A 16,203-nucleotide genomic window follows, 5' to 3' on the forward strand; every position below is an offset into this window, starting at 1 on the left:
GACAGTTCTTTTTAGCGTAAAAAGTCCATTAATGATGGCTGAAGAATTCGCGCACCCACTCCAAGAGAAGCTCGATGGACACTTTCCTGACTCGTCAAATCCATGATGACGCGTTCAATATCCGCATCCTCATTATCAGAAAGGATACGTGTTGCGACAACCTCTTGGTATCCGATACGATTGTCGACCATTTCCAGTCGGTTATAGCGTGCTCCAAGTTCAGAACGTTCCGCTGAAATCAGATCGGTCTGCTGATCAAAACGGCCCATCAATTCCTTTAGGCTATCCATATCACTTGTTTCAAGAGCTGTTTGAATTCCGTTCCAAACTTCCATCATCTCTTTATTGAATACATTATCCACATTGATGTTGGCCTGAAGCTTGATCCCTCTGGAAACTTCAATCGTGAAAGGTGAATTTTCTGTACTAACAGAGGAAGGATCATTCGCATCTGTAATTCTTGGTTTATCAATTGCCGTCCCATTAAAGATGTATCTTCCTGCGACTTGCGTATTCGAAACCTGGACAAAATCCTCTTTCAATTGTTCAATCTCCACAGCAATCGCTTTACGATCTTCAGGAGAGAGCGTATCCGTACCACCCTGTACCATCAATTCGCGCGCACGATGCATCACACTCTGCACATGATCCAGTGCCGCTTCAGAGTTCTCCATCCACGCATAGGATTCACTAAGGTTGCGCTTATACTGCTCAAGCTCTGTCAGGTTTGTACGGTAGTACATCCCTTTCATCGCTACAACCGGGTCGTCAGATGGCCTGGAAATCTTTTTGCCGGTTGCCAATTGCTCCTGAAGCTTACCCAGTTTGCCGTAGCTCGTACTCAATTGTCGCAATGAGTTTTGACTTAACATGCTTTGTGTTACTCGCATTTAACTCTCCTACCTTCCGCCGATGCCCATGCCGTTGATGATTTTGTCCAACAGTTCGTCTGTCAGGGTGATCATGCGGGCTGAGGCATTATAAGCATGCTGGAATTGGATCATACTTGACATTTCTTCGTCCAGGGATACACCGCTTACCGATTGGCGGCGCTGATCCACGGATAATTTTAATGTTTCACTATTATAAGAAAGGCGATTCGCTTCCTGGGCATCTACTGCCAATCCGCCGATGACACTTTCATAGTAGTCCTGAAAAGTGGTGGATACTCCGTTTAGCTTCAATGGACGGGATTTCACTTCGGCAAGTGCTATCGCATTGCTTCCGTCCCCGATCCGCCCTGCTACTTCACCTTTTTGAGGAATATTGATCGTGATGAAGTTCCCGTTAGAAACATCATCTAACCGAACAAGGTCCATATCGAATGCCACGGATGGGTCGCCGTTTTCATCCACAAACTCCTCTGACAAGCTTGTCGCAAGCTCTGAAAGACTTGCAAAGCTTCCTGACGTCTTCATCTCCTGTTTTGGAGATTGTGTCATATCATAGACCGTATAAGTAAACTGTTGAGCACCCGCTGCATCCACCGTCGACTGAAGCGTGATGGATACGGCGTCCTTCCCGTTATACCCATGAAAGCTTCCCGTAGGAATGACACCCTGGTTATAACCGGATGCTGCGATATTATCAAGGGAACGCATGATATCCTGCGAAACGGTAAACAGCTTCGCCGCATCTTTTTTGTTATCGAAATTGATGTCCGTGTTCTTGAATGAAAAGAATTCAAAGGCGGTATGCTTTCCTTCATTCATAGAGCTGATGCTCCAGCCTGATTCATGCACTCTATTAATCTCCTGGGCAAAATCAAAAGCGATCGTGTCCAAGTGGTTGAGCATATCTGGATAGAGTCCCATCTCCTTCTGTCCGTCCATAAAGCCGAAGGAATCGATCAGTCCTCTTAATTTACCGGATGCCTGCATGGAGTCTACTCCAAAACTGAAATCCCCTATCTTAAATCCGTCCACTAGACCTGAAGTTTGGTGTAACTCCAAGGCCATATCATTGGACCTTAATCTGGTTGCATCCACCAGTGAACCTAGCTTTCTTCCAGTATGGTCCACTAGATCAATATTTACTTTTCCATCCGCGATCGCTAACGCATTCCCGCCGCTTCCGACAGGTGTCGTTTTGATATTGACGATCTGGGACAATTCATCTATCAGTCTATCGCGCTCATCATACAGGTCATTAGGCAGATAGCCATGCGGCTCGATTTCCCCGATCTGCTTGTTCAGGTTGTTGATTTGCTGTGAAAGTGAATTGACCTGTTTTACGGTCACATTCATCTCGTTTTTGATGTCCTGCTGAACTGAAGTCAATGAATTCGATAGATAACTAAACGTCTCAGCAACCGCCAAGCCCCGCTGCCTAACTACCGAACGTGCCCCAGCATTGGTCGGATTTACCGCCAGGTCCTGGAATGCCTGCCAGAAACGATCGAGCGTCGTGGATAATCCCGTTTCGGATGGCTCATTCATGATTTCTTCCATCTTTTGCAGTGCATCGGCTCGAGAATCCCAATATCCAAGTTTGTTACTTTCTCCGCGATATTGAATATCAAGAAAGCTTTCCCGTACACGCTGGATGCTTCCCGCTTCCACCCCGGTTCCCATCTGTCCTGGTATTTGCGGGCGGTTCATCGATGCAGGAGGATAAGGCTCCGTTTGGTTAAAATTGACGCGTTGCCTTGTGTAACCGGTTGTATTCGCATTGGCGATATTGTGCCCGACTGTCTGCAGGGCCGTTTGCTGAGTGACTAAACCACGTCTCGCAACCTCGAGACTATGAAATGTTGATCGCATGGGGTCTTCCTCCTAAGCTTTTGAATCGAACATGGAGCGTGTCGGGGTAGTGGTGTTCTTCTTTATGTTCGCACCTTTTTCATAGGTAACCGCACTCGGCTCCTGTGTCAGGGTATTCAATGTTACCGTGATGAATTGCAAGGATTGGTTCAACAGTTGCTGATTCAGCTCGTTCTGCTGCTGGATGCTTTGGATCGTGCCCGTCAGGCGGTCTTTTAGCTGAAGCAAGGATTCCCGCTCGGCTGCATTCGCTTCTTCTGCAAGCTCCGAAACTGTTTTTCCATCTGAAAGCGCCGCTCTTTGCTGCTCAAGCTGATAGATCGCTTTAGTGAATTTCTTTTCCTCTTGGGTGAGCTCCTGCAGGTCTTCCAGGCTATTACTCTTCACAACCTCTGCTTTCCGTACCGTCAATTCATACAGATAGTCATGGAGCGTGGCCAGCTTTTCTAGGGTCGTGATAATGGTTGAAATGGACATAAGCGCTCCTTATTTCTTATAGAAATCAATCATATTTTTCGCTACAGTTTTAGAGTCTACCTGGTAGGTTCCGTTCTCGACGGCTATCTTTAGAGATGCCACCTTCTCTTGTCTGGCTTCAGCAAACTTGGAACGCTCCTGCAGCTCCAGCGCTTTATTTGAAATTTCTATCTGATCCGCTTTTGCATGACTCGAAGCTTTCATCGTCTGCTTCGCCTGATTTTTATATGGATTGATTCCAGAAGGACCAATATTATTTATTTTCATAAGCATATCCCTTCTTTCTCGTTCAATTTTCTACTTATTATATCGGCAACATCATCTAAAAGTTTATCTCTTATTTTTATTTACAGCATGGTAGGTTTTACCTAAGTTTTTCAGCTCCAGCTGACGTTCTTCTTCCCTAACCACTTGAGTAAGCTGCGTCTGGATATCCTTTTTACAAGTTACACAAAGCTTTTCTTCCCTTATTAATGTACCACATCGGTCGCACGGATAACCCAATTGCGGGAACTGGGCAAGCTGAATTCTTCCTTTGCGGATGAATTTAATAATCAGCGCTTCTGATACGCCCGTTCCACTCACAACCTGCTCCATCGTTGCCGTCCTATTTTGACGCTGGCGGATAAATTTATAAACCTTCTGGTAATCTTCTTCCTCCTGCTTATAGCAATCCATACACACTTCGCGAAAAGCATTCTTTATGTAAACCTGCCCGCAATTTGGACAATTATCAAGTTGAGACATCGCGAAACTCCCCTTTATCCGAATTCTTCTATCCTTTATATCGTATGGATTCCGAAAAAGTTAACTTCGAATAAGCGTGATGGAGGAGATTTCTTTCGCGCCTGCATCCTTCAGACGCTTTGCCGCCATCCGGATGGTTGTTCCTGTGGTGTAGATATCGTCGAGGAGTACAATATTTCTATTACGAATGGCCTCTGGTAGCGCAACGTAAAATTGATTCTCTCCTGACACCCGATCTGAGCGTCCCTTCTTGGACTGCTTTTCAGTTTCACGCTTGGCCAAAGCCTCCACAATTTCAACTTCCAGCTGCTGAGCCCAAAATAAGGATTGATTGAAGCCACGGTCATATAACCGTTCTTCACTCAAAGGGATAGGTACAACAAGCAGATCCTGAAAATGTGTCTTGTAGATTTTTTTCAACTCCTCCTTAAAAAGTTTCGCAAGCACAGCATCCCCTCGAAACTTGTAAAGCGCCAGCACTTCCTTCATAAAAGAATTATAGTGATAAGCAGATCTGTTATACTTCAATACCCCTTTATACTCCGAGTTCTCCCATCTCTTACAGTCTGAACACACACTGTCCGGCCATTCCCGACCACAGCCATTGCACAGCGCTCCCCCGATCTTTTCGAACTTTGCTTCACACTCTCCACAAACCAGCTTTTCCTTTCCCAACCCTAGAAATTCGGTCCATCCAAAATGCTCAGCAATTGACTCCTGACACAACAGGCATTTACTCATGCAAGAACCCTCCCTGCTTTGCCCGGTAATTCATCCTTCTGATATGGTCTCTTGCCCTATTCATTTCCCCTGTTTTCCCATAGTGGAAAAAGCGTACATCGCCTGATGAGAACTTGGCATTCCGTCCGGCCCTTCCCGCTATCTGCACCAAAGCACTTTCGGTAAAAATGTCATCCTCCGCTCCAAGCACCCCAACCTGCACATTCGGCACGGTCACCCCGCGCTCAAGGATGGTCGTCGTCACCAGGATTTTGACTGTGCCTTCCCGAAAACGAGCCACTTTCTCTTTTCGTTCTTTGTCCTTGGAATGCACACCTGCAACCTCATCTCCATAGCTTACTTGCAAAATTGCCACAACCTTTTCCAAGAGTTCGATATCCGGTACAAAAAGAAAAATGGGTTTTCCTTCATTAAAAAATTGTTTTATCCATAGCTTTACATTGGTTGGCACCCGACCTTTTCCCAGCTTTGCACGCCATTTCCCGCACCACTCAAATTGAGGCACCGGAAGAGGCTTGCCATGATATCTTGCCGGGATGACCACACTATCCAGCTTTTTCAGCCTAACCTCACGCTGCATCTCTTTTGATGGAGTGGCAGAAAGGTAAACCACTGCCCCATCCTCCTTCCTTGCTTCATTCGCAGCATACTGCAGCATCGGTTCCATCGAGTAAGGAAAGGCGTCCACCTCATCAATGATGATGGTGTTGAAAGCCCGGTAATAACGGAGCAACTGATGAGTGGTTGAAATCGTAAGCGGGGCATTTTTCGTGCGGTCTTCACTTCCACCGTAAAGCACAGCGATTTCCGTTTCTGGGAATACCTGCTGAAGGCGAGGGGCGAGTTCAAGCACTACGTCGGTTCTTGGCGTGGCAATGCAAACTCTGTCACCTTTTAGTAGTGTAGCTTCGATTCCTTTGAAAAGGACCTCAGTTTTTCCGGCTCCGCAAACTGCCCACACAAGAAGAGAAGTCCTGTTTTGCACGGCTTGCACTACCTGGTCGGAGGCAAGCTGTTGTCCTTTTGATAGGGTGCCATTCCAGTTCAAACGATGATTTAGATGACTTTCTAATTTAGGTCCATTCCAACTGATTAAAGGCGTACACTCATTCACACGCCCCATCTGAATGCACTTCCTGCAATATGCGCACTCTTTTTGGCAACGGGCACAATGAAAGCTTGCGAACAGCTCCCGATCCTTGTTGCCGCAGCGATTGCAGATGAAGTCTTTAACACCGTGGTGAAAGTGCAGATAGCCGTTTTGATGGTGATGTTGGATCAGGTCGCTTGTAAAGGGAAGTTCGTCCGGGAGGAGGCGTTTGCCGGAGAGGAATTGGTGGAGGTCTTGTGAATAGGAATTCTTCATAATTTCATTATCCCATCGAGAAAATATACGCTGTTCTTTCCTTGTCCTTTGCAAGGAAGATCCAAGGCTTGCAAAATTCTAAGTGTTGATGATTTGCTAGGTATCAGCAGAAGATTTCTAGCCTTTTTGTTAGTAATCGTGTTTCCGATTAATAGCAAATAATCCTTCAATGTCTCCACATGCGCTGTTCTGGATTTGCATCCGCAATCAATACAGAGCCAATGTCCCTTTTTTCTTTTCATAGGGAAGTGCATGCAATCAGGGCATATTACCCCGTTTTTGAATTCACTTACGGGGATATTGTAGTAGTCAAATAATGCGAAGTTGTCTGGTATATGCTTTTTAATTAAAGTGCGGACTAATTTACGAAGTTCTTTCCCATCTAATATAGAGTTTGGAAAATTCCCATGAATGGTGGTCATTCTGTTTGGAAGATTGGTAAGGAAGGTGACTTTCTTCATTAGGGATGTTGTGCTACCCAACAAAGTAGCATTCTTATTTGTTAATACTACTTGCGCAATTATGGGGATGCTTTTACCAATGTGGTTTTCCATCCACTTTTCAAGCTGATGTTTTTGCCGTTCCACCTGCGATATCGGATCGCCTAATGCTTCGTAGCCATCCAAGGTTTTTCTCTTTAACTGATGGCACTTTTCATCAAATTCCAGTTCTCCGGTTACATTCTTTGAATCAAGCAATAAGCAGTGAGAAGGACTCAGCAACACGGTATCCATCTGGAAACACCTGCTCTTATGGTCTTCAAGCCGGAGCCCATGAAGGATTTGATAATTTTCATCCGGAAGAAAGGTTAAGTAGTAGTCCATTGCCTGCTCTCCCCGGTAACCTGCCTGAAGTCTTCCTAATTCTGCTTCAATGAGTGGATATTTCGGGTGATCGGACCGCACTCTCCTACTCCCGGCCTCTACCGTCAACAATCTAACAGACTTTTCTCTTGTTTTTTTGATCATTTCATCACTCCTTAATGGTTATAGGGCACACTTTCTTCAGAGAAACTGTTAAATCCTGCTTTACTTTTAAAATGGAAATTTGGGTTTGTTACGAAAAAACGGTTTTCGCCCGAAAATTCGAAAATACGCCCGATTCTCATGCGTTTGCGCCCGAAAATGAATATTTACCGCCCGGTAACAAGCAGCTTTCGCCCGCAAAATTAATTTTTCGCCCGAACGCAAATTTGAACAGATACGACAACTCTCTCCAGCCCCCTCCGGACGGACGCACACACTCCATCACCAGCCCCCTCCGAACAACCCGACCAGCCCGACCGGACCCCAACGAATAGACTCCGCCTCCGTGCCCAACCCAAAAACAAAAAAACACCACACTCCAAGTGTGGTGTCCCCATTCCGCCCTACTCAACCTCAACAACCATCTACCGCTTATACCACCCAAGCCCCATCGCACCTTCACCCAAATGAGTACCAATGACCGGGCCAAAATAACTCAAGAAAAACTCCACATGCGGGTACTTCTCCTCAAGCTCCCTCTTCATTTCTTCCGCTTCCGCGTCCCGATTCGCATGAATCACAACCGCCCGCATCGGAACTCCCAAAGAAGCATCTTCATCTAACAAATCATATATGCGTTTCAAAGCTTTCTTCCTCGTACGAATCTTCTCAAAAGGAACAATTTTCGTATCCACAAAATGCAACAAAGGCTTCACCTGCAATAAACTTCCCACTAGTGCCTGTGCACTGCTCAAACGGCCTCCGCGCTGCAGATGGGAAAGATCATCCACCATAAAATAGGCGCGATCCGACTCCTTCATCACATTCAACCGAGAAATAATCTCTTCCGGCCCCTTGCCCTCAGCCGCCATTTCTGCCGCTTCTAAAACATAGAACCCTTGAATCATGCAGCTGATTTCCGAGTCGAATGCGTGAACTTCAATATCGTCCACCATGTCCCCTGCAGCAACCGCTCCCTGGAACGTCCCGCTGATGCCGCTCGATAAATGGATGCTCACCACCGCGTCATACTCAGCCGAGAGCTTCTCATAAAGCTTCACAAATTCCCCGATCGCCGGCTGGGAGGTGGAAGGAAGCTCCTTCTTGTTCTTTACTTCCTCATAAAACTGGTCGGCCTTGATTTCGACCTCCTCCTGGTAAGATTCGTTGCCGAATATCACATTAAGAGGGATCATATGTATATGATGCTTTGCGCGTATTTCTGCTGGGATGTAGGCTGTACTATCTGTAACTATAGCCGTTTTCATAATAAGTAACCTTCCTTAATCCATATTTCTTATAGGATGTTTTCGCATACATTGTTGCTTTTGACGTATTCAACGGAGATACGTAATATTATTTGCATTCGTGCTCTTTTTCCGTGTAATAGATTTTTTCTTTTGAATAATACGGGGATAAATGCTGTAAAAAATCCAAACCCCGATTTTTTACGGCCATAAGCAACATACTTTACGAAAAGAGCCTTCTTATATATAGATTGTACATGAAACCCCCATAAGTTTCACCATCTCTTTGCTTTTTATTACCATTAAAAAAGAAAAGCCCTGGAGCTTCTTTCTCTCCAAGACTAACGAACCTCTACCCAGCCGTTTTTGATTGCTACTACTACGGCTTGCGTGCGGTCATTTACATTCATTTTTTGAAGGATGTTACTTACATGGTTTTTCACTGTTTTTTCACTGATGAACAATGCTTCCCCGATTGCTTTGTTGCTTTTTCCGTCTGCCAATAGCTGAAGGACTTCGCATTCGCGGCGAGTCAACAGATGCAATGGACGGCGAATTTCGACTTGCTTATACGCTAGCGTCGCAGCACCGCCGCCGTTTGATGCGCCGTTCTCGGAAAGGCGTCGATATTCCCTTACCAGATTATGCGTCACCTTCGGATGCAGGTATGACCCGCCATCAGCGACCACCTTCACAGCGTCTACCAATGCATCTGCATCCATTTCCTTCAACAGATAGCCGCGTGCTCCTGTTTGCAGGGCATGGGTGACATAGTTTTCATCATCATGGATGGAAAGGACGATTACCTTTGCTTCCGGGTTTGCCTCCACGAGTTGCTTGGTCGCGTCGACTCCGTTCATCTTCGGCATGTTGATATCCATGATGATGACATCCGGATTATGCTTTTCCATCAGATCCAACGCTTCAATTCCATCGTCGCCTTCTGCCACTACATGAAAATTGGCTTCAAAATCCAGAATGCGTTTTACACCTTCACGGAAAAGCTGATGATCATCAATAATTACGATTTTTGTTGTATCCATTTTTCTCTCATCCTCCCAAATCTTTCATTAGCTTAATGGAATCTGGATAAATACCGTGGTTCCCGATCCTGGCTTGGATTGTATCTTTAGCTCGCCACTGATCAGTTCTACCCGTTCCCTCATTCCGAGTAAGCCAAACGACTTTTCTTTTTTTTCTGTCGTGTCGAACCCTACTCCGTCATCCTTGACGATAACTGTTATAAGAGTGGGTTTTAATTCGAGTTTTACATGGATATGATTTGCTTGTGCATGCTTGATTGCATTTTGCAGCGATTCCTGGATTAAACGGAATACTGCCACCTCTAGATTTGCTGATAATCTTGATTCGGAACCCATGTGTACGAATTCCACTCTTGGCTGTCCATTATGATATTCTTCTGTTGTTGAAATGTATTTCTTTAAAGTCGGTATCAACCCAAGATCATCCAGCGCCATCGGGCGTAGATCGTAGATGATTCGCCTCACCTCATAAAGGGCGGAACGGACCATCACCTTCAAGGAGCGGATCTCACTCAGCGCTTCCGATGCTCCCCGTTCACGGAAGGTCCGGTCAATCAGATCCGAACGCATCATGACATTTGCAAGCATCTGCGCAGGTCCATCATGGATTTCCCGCGACAACCTTCTGCGTTCTTCCTCTTGCGCTTCCATAATTTTAAAACCGAATTCACGCTTTTCAGATGCATCTGCTATCATCTGTCCTACCTGCTGCAGATCACTTGTTACATAATTCAGCACAACGGACACCTGACTAACAAGGCGATCCGCTTTTGTAATCGTCTCTTCGAGGTTGACCAGCCTGCGTTCAATCTCATTGCGGCGATTACGAAGCTGCACTTCCAATTGCGAAGTAGTATGAAGCTCTAACTGTAACTCATGCGCATGATCATAGGCATGCCTGATTTGCTCTTCAGTAAATTTTTTAAATTGCCTGCTCACTTCTGATAGTCGGTTTCTCGCCATTCGAACCTGCATTTCCAGTTTATCCTGCTTATGGATCAACTGTGCAACTTCAAGCTTTACCGAGTTTAACTCTTTGGCCAGTGTCTCGAATTCTTTTCTAGAGTTTTCCCCAATTTCGAAAATTTCATCTTTGCTCACTTCAACCGTTTTTACCATTTGTTCAATTATCATGTCTAATTGTTTAGAGTTTATAACTTTCCGAGACATAGGACATCCTCCAAAAGACCCTGTATTCTTAAAAGAATATCAGCAATCCTTCTTATTCTATATAGTACATTATACCCAATAGACCAAAAGACACTACACGGTATACTATTCTTAATATTTTTGCATTTTGTGGGGGTAATGTCGAAAATTGTCCATTACTAATTATATCGGACAAAAGCTTTACTTGTATAACATTATTATTACAATCCTATTAAGCATGGATTAAATTACATTTGAAGTTTAAGGTCAAAAAGACTAAAATATTTAGGTGTTATTTTAATTGACTGTACTTACACAGCTTCATGTAAAAGGAAAGGGGCGTCTCTCAACTGTTACATAATTACCTTACTGTAAAAGAATTCGGCGATAATGAGATAACTATACAGAAGTCAAGGTTTATCGCTTCCATTAGTAGAGTAACTAACGAGCATGATGCTCAGCAGTTTATTCAACAAATCAAAAAGAAATATAAAGACGCTACACACAACTGTTCAGCGTATACAATCGGTGAGCATGATCAGATTCAGAAAGCAAATGATGATGGTGAACCCACTGGCACTGCCGGAGTTCCCATGTTAGAAGTATTGAAGAAAAAAAAACTAAAGGATACTGTTGTAGTAGTTACCCGTTATTACGGGGGCATTAAACTTGGAGCAGGTGGTTTAATTCGCGCTTACGGGAAAGCAGTTTCAGAGGGTTTAACAAAAACGGGTATTGTAGAGAGAAAATTGAAGCGATTAGTAAAAATCACGTTGGATTATTCCAACTTAGGAAAAATAGAAAATGAGCTACGATTAAACAATGATTACGATCTACTCGATATTATTTACAATGAAAATGTAGAAGTGAAAGTTTCTATTGATACTAAAGACGAAGAGAAATTTGTGGTTTATATAACAGACTTATTAAATGGAAAATTAGTCATTAGCCTGGGAGAAGTTATATATTTTGAAAGTAATGTAAATTTTTGACGAAAAAGGTACTTTAATCTCTTTTTTTATGTAAAAATGTATAATATAGTTTAAAAGATTAATAGATAGAATATTTAGGAGGATAAAATTGAAAAAAACTATTTTTATTACTGTGTCAGCTCTGCTTATCGGAACTTTGGTAGGATCTATTTTTACATCAACATCTAGTGCATCTTCAAATTTTGTTATTGCTAGTGTTGAATGGGTAAATGCACAATTAAATCCTATTAAATCAAAAATCACTGAACTCGAAAGCAAGGTAGGAGAAGGCGGTCCAAGCACTCCACAACCTGGGACTTCAAGTGGATTTACAGGATTAAAAATAGTAGTTACAAATACTGCTAATATCAGAAGTGGACTTTCCACAGCAACTCCTGCCCTGATTAGTAACTCTCCAGCCGGAACTGAGTTCAATTATCTACAAACACATTATGATCAAAATGGAAATAGGTGGTACGAAGGTAAATTCGTAGATGGGACTACTGCTTATATCGTAGCTACCCACTCCAAAGTGGATGTACCTGCAGCTTCTAATTATTCACAAATCGTCTTCACTAAGGATGCAAACATCAGAAGTGATAAAAGCTTTAAAGGTAGTGTAGTCACGATGTTAACTAAAAGTTCAAAAGCAACTTATCTTCAAACCCAAACAAATAATATCGGGGAAACGTGGTATCAAATCAGACTATCTGACGGCAAAACAGCATGGGTCATCGCACACGCTGCCGAGGTGGTAAGGTAAGATGATGAAAAAACTGCTTTTAATTCCTCTTCTTGCCCTAGCATTAGTTTTTCAACCGATTAACGCAGATGCAGCAACGAAAACAACATATACAGAAGAAGTAAAAGTATCAGTTTATCGATCTACTTCACCCAATGTTTCCATTACACTAAAAGGAATGTATGCAGTAGATTCATCCTACCTTTCGAAAAGATTCATTGAACATAATACTACGCTTTCTATCACTAGGAATGGCAGTAACTTATCAGTTGGGTTCGGAAGAGAATCTGCCACTTCAGGCTATGATATCCCTGTTAACGAATATCAAGGTTCTCTTATCACTGCTGCTTCAGGTATGGTAAATATCCGTGATATTCCAACTACAACTGAAGAAAGCAAAGTCATTACTACAATGGATAATAGAGAGGCTGCAGAATATTTAGGAGAAAGTAAGAACACAAATGATGTGCATTCTCCATGGTATAAAGTAAATGTAAAGGGCATTACCGGATGGATTGCATCCAGCGTATCGAACGGCCCAACCACTTACCCACAGTCCTTGGGAAGAAATTTTTCCACCTTCCAAGTAGACGGGAAGGAATATAGAGGTTCTTTTATCATTAAAAAGTATGGAAGTAATGGAATCGAAATCGTCAATGTATTAGGGATTGAAGATTATATCAAGGGTGTAGTCCCAAATGAATCATACCCTTCTTGGCACATGGAAGCATTAAAAGCACAATCAGTGACTGCCAGAAGCTATGCATATGCTTCTGGAATTCTCTCTAACACAACCAGCAGTCAAGTATATAATGGATTTAGTTCAGAGCATTCAAGAACAAATGAAGCTGTAGAAGCTACAAAAGGTGAAGTGGTAAAGTATCAAGGGAAACCAATCATGACCTTTTTCGGAGCGGCTAGTGGCGGTGTGACAGCCAATTATGGAGATGTATGGTCAAGCGGCGGACATAAACCTTACTATGCCTCTGTTCCGGATCCATATGAAGCACAAGCTATTGCAGAAGCCGGGGCCATGGTGCAACGGGCGCACAAGTGGACCTTTAATTATAGTGCCAATGAATTGCTTTCCGAATACACGCTTGTAACTAAGCAACCTTTTTCTCCTACAGTATCTTTGCTTGATATGGAAATTACGAAAACTGGTGCAAACGGGGAAGTTAGTAGTGTTACGTACAAAACTACCGATGGAACTTTCACCAGAACAGGAAACGAAGGCCAGATCAGAGCCATTTTCCCTTCTGAACCTGCTTTCTATAACATGCTTCCTTCTAGTATGTTTAATGTATCTTATACCAAAGATTATACAGTAAAACTAGCTGATCAGGATGTAGATGCATTCAGCGTCTATAACCAAAAAATCCAACTACCTAATGGTACTCAGTCTATTACAGGAACAGATGTTAATATTCTTTCTTCTTCTGGAACTGTCTCGCACCCGAGTGCACCAAAAACCATTACAGTATCCGGTGGCGGATGGGGACATCGAATCGGGATGAGCCAATGGGGAGCACAAGGATTCGCTAAATTTGGAAACAAGAACTATAAAGAAATACTTGTTCATTATTATCCGGGAACAGAAGTATCCTCTCAATATTAAGAAAACCCCCAAGAGTCATTTTGACTTTTTTGGGGGTTTCTTTGTGCTTATCAATTTATATCCAAGTGTTCTTTAAGCTCTACAATTACTTCATCCAGTGACTCCTGGTCAATTTCATAATAGTATATACCTTCAATGTTGCTGTCCGCTCCATTAAGGTTTACACTTTCAATCTTAGAGCTACCTACATCGGAATACGTTCGCAGTAAACTTATCATGTCCTTGGTCTTTAAACTTGTCGTAACGTTTTCACCAATATGATTTAATATATCATCAAGTTCCAGCAATATTTTTTGTGGAGATGCAGAATCAATTGCAGCAGAAATAACTTGTTTTTGACGATCGATTCGACCCAAGTCACCACGAGGATCATACTTCCTCATTCTCACATAGGCGAGGGCTTCTTCACCAGTCAACGTGTCCTTACCTTCTGCAAAATAAACGCGTTCACCTGTCCCAGCAATCACCTCAGAGAAATTAAACGGAACATCGACTGTAACTCCACCCAACTCGTTCACTATCTCTACAAAGGCTTCAAAATTAATTGTCGCATAGTAGTCGATAGGTATATCCAAAAGATTTTCTAAAGTATCAATCGCCATATCTGGGCCACCGAAAGCGAATGCATGATTTATTTTATCATACTCTCCCCGGCCTACAATTTCTACTCTTGAGTCCCGAGGGATACTTAGCATTTTAATGGTTTTATCGTCAGGGTTTAATGTTAAAACAATAATGGTATCAGTTCTTCCATTGGCTCCACCACTTGAATAGTCCTCAATACCGAAGAGTGCTATGGAAATGGGTTCCTTCATTAAAGACACATTTTCTTCCCTCAGTTTGGAGTACTCCCCTCTTTCCAATTCCGAGTGGGTATCCTGCATGGTAGCAAAAAAACGGTATACATAAAAACTTCCTATTAACAATAATATAAACAAGCTAAATAGGATTAGTTTGGCAATTCTTCTTTTATTCAGCTTTTTCCTTCTAACACTTCTACTATTTTTATTCATTGATTCATCTGCCTTAAATAGGATTAAGCAAAAGCAAACTAATGATTAGTTTGCTTTTACTTTTGGTCTACCGATGGAATAATATTCAATTTTCTCTTTAGACATTACATCTGAATCAAAGCAATTTCGTCCATCGATGACAATCGCTGTCTTCATATTATCCTTGAAAGCATCAATTGATAAGGATTTCACTTCATCCCATTCTGTAACAATTAATGCTACATCTGCATCAGCAAGAGCTTTTTCAGCTGAATCCACGTATTTGACCTCGGATGGTAATACTTTTTTTGCATTCTCTATAGCAATTGGATCATATGCAGTAATTTCAGCCCCTAGTTTCACTAGCTCTTGTGCAATATAGATTGACGGTGCTTCACGCATATCATCCGTGTTAGGTTTAAAAGCCAGACCAAGCAATGCAACCTTGACTCCCGAAATGGAATCAAAAACTTTTTTCATTTTTTCAACAAGTAACAGCTTTTGCTTATTATTAACCGAAGTGATGGCTTTAATTATTTTTGCATCATATTCAACTGTATTGGCCATATGATTCAGGGCACTAACATCCTTAGGGAAACAAGAGCCACCATAGCCAATGCCTGCATTGAGGAATTTATTCCCTATTCTATCGTCCATACCCATTGCTTTGGAAACTGACTCTATATCCGCTCCCAAAAGATCGCAAAGGTTAGCCACTTCATTGATAAAGCTAATTTTCGTAGCTAAAAATACGTTAGAAGCGTACTTAATCATCTCTGCACTTCTTATGTTAGTATGGAAAACAGGGCAATTCAATGGCTTATACAGTTCTTCCAATTTAATTGCAACACCGTCTTTTTCTGAGCCGATGACAATTCGATCAGCATTAAATGTATCATAAACGGCAGAGCCTTCTCGTAAGAATTCCGGATTTGATGCTACATCAATCTGTACATCTGCATTTTTGTTTTCATTTAAGATACCTTTGACGATTTCATTCGTACCTACTGGCACAGTACTCTTTACTACAACGATGGCATCTCTCTTTAACTGTGTCGCAATATCCATTGCGGCTTGCTCAATGTATTTCAAATCGGCAGCACCTGATTCGTCTTGAGGGGTCCCAACTGCAATAAAGATTACATCTGCATTAGAAAAGCCTTCCTCATGACTGACGGTGAAAGAAAGTCTGCCTTCGTTAATATTTTTAACCATCAATTCATCCAAACCTGGTTCATATATAGGAGAAATACCTTTGCTCATCTTGTCCACTTTATTTTGATCAATGTCCACACATACTACTTTATGTCCGATGTCAGAAAGACAAACTCCAGTTACCAATCCAACATAACCTGTACCTACAACTGAGATGTTCATATTACC

Annotated in this window: 16 protein-coding genes; 3 read left to right on the forward strand and 13 right to left on the reverse strand. The window is 42.6% G+C overall.

Annotated elements, in window-relative coordinates:
• Positions 1-11 precede the first annotated feature (11 nt).
• From flgL to ACQCT5_RS06180, 11 genes are all read right to left on the reverse strand, one after another.
• Entirely contained in the window at positions 12-890 is an 879-nt protein-coding gene (flgL, locus tag ACQCT5_RS06130; RefSeq protein ID WP_499640050.1) for a flagellar hook-associated protein FlgL, read from the reverse strand.
• Positions 891-899: 9 nt separating this feature from the next.
• Positions 900-2,762, reverse strand: coding sequence for a flagellar hook-associated protein FlgK (flgK, locus tag ACQCT5_RS06135; RefSeq protein ID WP_499640052.1), 1,863 nt, complete (start codon positions 2,760-2,762; stop codon positions 900-902).
• A 12-nt stretch (positions 2,763-2,774) separates the two neighbouring features.
• Positions 2,775-3,239 (reverse strand): flagellar export chaperone FlgN, encoded by a 465-nt coding sequence (flgN, locus tag ACQCT5_RS06140; protein ID WP_499640054.1) that lies wholly within the window; start codon positions 3,237-3,239, stop codon positions 2,775-2,777.
• Between the two features lie 9 nt (positions 3,240-3,248).
• The gene (gene flgM / locus ACQCT5_RS06145) at positions 3,249-3,506 is read right to left on the reverse strand and encodes a flagellar biosynthesis anti-sigma factor FlgM (protein ID WP_499640056.1); all 258 of its coding nucleotides are present in this window, start codon (positions 3,504-3,506) and stop codon (positions 3,249-3,251) included.
• Between the two features lie 63 nt (positions 3,507-3,569).
• Complete coding sequence (locus tag ACQCT5_RS06150) at positions 3,570-3,986, reverse strand: TIGR03826 family flagellar region protein (protein ID WP_499640058.1); 417 nt, start codon at positions 3,984-3,986, stop codon at positions 3,570-3,572.
• A 60-nt stretch (positions 3,987-4,046) separates the two neighbouring features.
• On the reverse strand, positions 4,047-4,727 hold the full coding sequence (locus ACQCT5_RS06155; RefSeq protein WP_499640060.1) for a ComF family protein: 681 nt from the start codon (positions 4,725-4,727) through the stop codon (positions 4,047-4,049).
• Positions 4,720-6,093, reverse strand: a complete 1,374-nt coding sequence (locus tag ACQCT5_RS06160) for an ATP-dependent helicase ComFA (RefSeq protein ID WP_499640062.1) — start codon at positions 6,091-6,093, stop codon at positions 4,720-4,722. The genes ACQCT5_RS06155 and ACQCT5_RS06160 overlap by 8 nt, the downstream gene beginning before the upstream one ends.
• A complete protein-coding gene (locus ACQCT5_RS06165; RefSeq protein WP_499640064.1) occupies positions 6,090-7,061 on the reverse strand; it encodes a nuclease-related domain-containing protein in 972 nt (323 codons plus the stop codon). The genes ACQCT5_RS06160 and ACQCT5_RS06165 overlap by 4 nt, the downstream gene beginning before the upstream one ends.
• Before the next feature lie 422 nt (positions 7,062-7,483).
• Positions 7,484-8,326: a DegV family protein gene (locus tag ACQCT5_RS06170; protein ID WP_499640066.1), complete on the reverse strand. Its 843-nt coding sequence runs from the start codon at positions 8,324-8,326 to the stop codon at positions 7,484-7,486.
• Positions 8,327-8,646: 320 nt separating this feature from the next.
• Entirely contained in the window at positions 8,647-9,348 is a 702-nt protein-coding gene (locus ACQCT5_RS06175; protein ID WP_417898889.1) for a response regulator, read from the reverse strand.
• A gap of 27 nt (positions 9,349-9,375) precedes the next feature.
• Positions 9,376-10,518: a sensor histidine kinase gene (locus tag ACQCT5_RS06180; RefSeq protein WP_499640067.1), complete on the reverse strand. Its 1,143-nt coding sequence runs from the start codon at positions 10,516-10,518 to the stop codon at positions 9,376-9,378.
• Between the two features lie 329 nt (positions 10,519-10,847).
• On the opposite strand from ACQCT5_RS06180, the gene ACQCT5_RS06185 reads away from it, so the two are divergent.
• The 3 genes from ACQCT5_RS06185 to ACQCT5_RS06195 all read left to right on the forward strand — a co-directional run bounded on the left by ACQCT5_RS06185 (position 10,848) and on the right by ACQCT5_RS06195 (position 13,828).
• Positions 10,848-11,489: a YigZ family protein gene (locus ACQCT5_RS06185; RefSeq protein WP_499640557.1), complete on the forward strand. Its 642-nt coding sequence runs from the start codon at positions 10,848-10,850 to the stop codon at positions 11,487-11,489.
• An 88-nt stretch (positions 11,490-11,577) separates the two neighbouring features.
• The gene (locus tag ACQCT5_RS06190; protein ID WP_499640069.1) at positions 11,578-12,231 is read left to right on the forward strand and encodes an SH3 domain-containing protein; all 654 of its coding nucleotides are present in this window, start codon (positions 11,578-11,580) and stop codon (positions 12,229-12,231) included.
• Position 12,232: 1 nt separating this feature from the next.
• A complete protein-coding gene (locus tag ACQCT5_RS06195; RefSeq protein WP_499640071.1) occupies positions 12,233-13,828 on the forward strand; it encodes a SpoIID/LytB domain-containing protein in 1,596 nt (531 codons plus the stop codon).
• A 50-nt stretch (positions 13,829-13,878) separates the two neighbouring features.
• On the opposite strand, the gene ACQCT5_RS06200 is transcribed toward ACQCT5_RS06195, so the two are convergent.
• Together ACQCT5_RS06200 and ACQCT5_RS06205 are read right to left on the reverse strand one after the other, a co-directional pair.
• Positions 13,879-14,841: an LCP family protein gene (locus tag ACQCT5_RS06200; protein ID WP_499640073.1), complete on the reverse strand. Its 963-nt coding sequence runs from the start codon at positions 14,839-14,841 to the stop codon at positions 13,879-13,881.
• Positions 14,842-14,886: 45 nt separating this feature from the next.
• Positions 14,887-16,197: a UDP-glucose dehydrogenase family protein gene (locus ACQCT5_RS06205; RefSeq protein ID WP_499640075.1), complete on the reverse strand. Its 1,311-nt coding sequence runs from the start codon at positions 16,195-16,197 to the stop codon at positions 14,887-14,889.
• Positions 16,198-16,203 lie beyond the last annotated feature (6 nt).

It is taken from the genome of Sutcliffiella halmapala, assembly GCF_050107295.1.
Taxonomy (GTDB): domain Bacteria; phylum Bacillota; class Bacilli; order Bacillales; family Bacillaceae_I; genus Sutcliffiella_A; species Sutcliffiella_A halmapala_A.